The sequence below is a fragment of the Streptomyces sp. SAS_281 genome (assembly GCF_052542855.1).
In genome coordinates, this window is record NZ_JBMNDO010000241.1 from 1 (window position 1) to 2,643 (window position 2,643).

Consider the following 2,643-nt stretch of genomic DNA (forward strand, 5'->3'; position numbering starts at 1 on the left):
CCGTGTGGTGTGTTCCTAGACAGCTCCACCACATCGGAGGTCTTCGCCATGTTCAAGACCTGCCGAGTGTCAACAACGCTCGTGATCAATACACCTAGGGTGATCCCATGGCGACGATCAAGCACTTCCAGGTGACCTTCGACTGCGCGGACCCCGAGCGCGTGGGGCGCTTCTGGTGCGCGGTGCTGGGATATGTCCCGCCGGAGCCGCCGGAGGGGTCCGGCTCCTGGGACGCGTACAACGCCTCGCTGCCGGCCGAGGAACGGAACACGTGGTTCGCGGCCTCCGACCCGACCGGGGCCGGTCCGCGGATGTACTTCCAGAAGGTTCCCGAGGGCAAGGTCGCCAAGAACCGGGTGCACCTCGATGTCCGGGTGGGCACCGGGCTCAAGGGCGAGGAGCGGCTTGCCGTGCTCGAGGCCGAGTGCGCGCGGCTCCTGCCGCTCGGCGCGGTGCGCGGGCGGCTACTGCCGGCCGACGAGGAGAACGAGTCCTGCCTCAACATGCAGGACGTCGAGGGCAACGAGTTCTGCCTCGACTGATGGACCGACTGCACCGCGTCGCCGTCCTCGTGCTCGACGGCGCGAAGCCGCTCGACGTGGGCATCCCGGCCCAGGTTTTCACGACCCGGGCGAGCATGCCGTACGAGGTACGGGTGTGCGGGGCGGCCCCGGGGCTGGTGACCGGGGGCGACGGGCTCGCGTACCACGTCACGCACGGGCTCGCCGCGCTGGCCTGGGCGGACATCGTCTTCGTACCCGGGTACCGGCAGCCGGACCGGGAGGATCCGCCCCGGGCCGTCATTGACGCCCTGGTCGCCGCGCACGAACGGGGGGCGCGGCTCGCCGCCATCTCGACCGGGGCCTTCGCGCTCGCCTCGACCGGGCTGCTCGACGGGCGCCGGGCGACCACGCACTGGCACTACACGCGGGCGCTCGCCGCGAAGTACCCGCTGATCCGGGTGGACGAGAACGTGCTGTTCGTCGACGAGGGCAGCGTCCTCACCTCGGCCGGTGCCGCGTCCGGGATCGACCTGTGCCTGCACGTGCTGCGCGGCGACCTGGGCGTCGCCGCGTCCAACCACGCGGCCCGGCGGCTCGTCGCGGCCCCGTACCGCAGCGGCGGGCAGGCGCAGTACGTGCCGCGCAGCGTGCCCGAGCCGCTGGGCGAGCGGTTCGCGGCCACCCGTGAGTGGGCGCTGCACCGGCTCGGCGAACCGCTCACGCTCGACGCGCTGGCCCGGCACGCGGCGGTCTCGCCCCGCACGTTCTCGCGGCGGTTCGCCGAGGACACCGGATACACCCCGATGCAGTGGGTGATGCGGGCCCGTGTCGACATGGCCCGCGAACTCCTCGAACGCTCGGAGCGGGCCGTCGAGCAGATCGCCGCCGACGTGGGGCTCGGGACCGGCGCGAATCTGCGGCTGCACTTCCAGCGCATCCTGGGCACCACCCCGAGCGAGTACCGGCGCACCTTCGCCCAGGGCGAATAGGGCATACCGTCGCCCGGGGCCGGCTGGCGGGATCCTTGCGGACCGTGGCGATCACGCCGCTGTCCGGGGCGCGCGGCGCGCGCGATCGTTGAAGGCGAAGAGAGAAGGGACATCTCACGTGACTCGCATCGCCATCAACGGATTCGGCCGCATCGGACGCAACGTCCTGCGCGCGCTGCTCGAACGCGACAGCGACCTCGACCTGGTCGCCGTCAACGACCTCTCGGAGCCCGCCACCCTCGCCCGGCTGCTGGCGTTCGACACCACCGCGGGCCGGCTGGGCCGCCCGGTCGCCGTGGACGGGGACACCCTCGTCGTGGACGGCCGCCGCATCAGGGTGCTCGCCGAGCGGGAGCCCGCGCGGCTGCCCTGGGCGGAGCTGGGCGTCGACATCGCCGTGGAGGCCACCGGCCGCTTCACCTCGGCGAAGGCCGCACGCGCCCATCTGGACGCCGGAGCGAAGCGGGTGCTGGTCGCCGCGCCCTCGGACGGGGCGGACGTGACGCTCGCGTACGGCGTCAACAGCGACGCGTACGACCCCGAGCTGCACACGGTCGTGTCGAACGCCTCCTGCACGACCAACGCGCTCGCGCCGCTGGCCAAGGTGCTGGACGACCTCGCCGGCATCGAGCACGGCTTCATGACGACCGTGCACGCCTACACCCAGGAGCAGAACCTCCAGGACGGTCCGCACCGCGACGCCCGCCGCGCCCGCGCCGCCGGCGTCAACATCGTGCCGACCACGACCGGCGCCGCGAAGGCGATCGGGCTCGTGCTGCCCCGGCTCGACGGCAAGCTGTCGGGCGACTCCATCCGGGTTCCGGTCCCGGTCGGGTCGATCGTGGAGCTGAACACCACCGTGGCGCGGGACGTGACCCGCGATCAGGTGCTCGACGCGTACCGGGCGGCGGCCGAGGGCCCCCTCGCGGGCGTACTCGAGTACTCCGAGGACCCGCTCGTGTCGGCCGACATCACCGGCAACCCGGCGTCCTCCATCTTCGACTCGGAGCTCACCCGGGTCGACGGACGCCACATCAAGGTGTCCGCCTGGTACGACAACGAGTGGGGCTTCTCCAACCGGGTGATCGACACCCTCACCCTGCTGGCCGGCCGCTAGGGCCTGGCGCGGGGGGGGCCACCGGCCGCCCCCG

General features: G+C 72.5%; 3 protein-coding genes. All 3 read left to right on the forward strand.

Annotated features, from left to right (window positions below; genetic code table 11):
* Window positions 1-107 precede the first annotated feature (107 nt).
* The 3 genes from ACN6LM_RS37835 to gap all read left to right on the forward strand — a co-directional run bounded on the left by ACN6LM_RS37835 (window position 108) and on the right by gap (window position 2,609).
* A complete protein-coding gene (locus ACN6LM_RS37835; protein WP_445069956.1) occupies window positions 108-542 on the forward strand; it encodes a VOC family protein in 435 nt (144 codons plus the stop codon).
* Window positions 542-1,492 carry a GlxA family transcriptional regulator gene (locus tag ACN6LM_RS37840; RefSeq protein WP_445069957.1) on the forward strand — a complete coding sequence of 317 codons (951 nt, stop codon included), beginning with the start codon at window positions 542-544 and terminating at the stop codon, window positions 1,490-1,492. Before ACN6LM_RS37835 ends, ACN6LM_RS37840 begins: the two co-directional genes overlap by 1 nt.
* A 118-nt stretch (window positions 1,493-1,610) precedes the next feature.
* On the forward strand, window positions 1,611-2,609 hold the full coding sequence (gene gap, locus ACN6LM_RS37845) for a type I glyceraldehyde-3-phosphate dehydrogenase (protein ID WP_445069958.1): 999 nt from the start codon (window positions 1,611-1,613) through the stop codon (window positions 2,607-2,609).
* Window positions 2,610-2,643 lie beyond the last annotated feature (34 nt).

Excerpts from the sequence above, each read along its gene's own strand:
- ACN6LM_RS37840 (WP_445069957.1), top strand. The coding sequence starts at position 542 with ATGGACCGACTGCACCGCGTCGCCGTCCTCGTGCTCGACGGCGCGAAG.
- ACN6LM_RS37835 (WP_445069956.1), top strand. The coding sequence starts at position 108 with ATGGCGACGATCAAGCACTTCCAGGTGACCTTCGACTGCGCGGACCCC.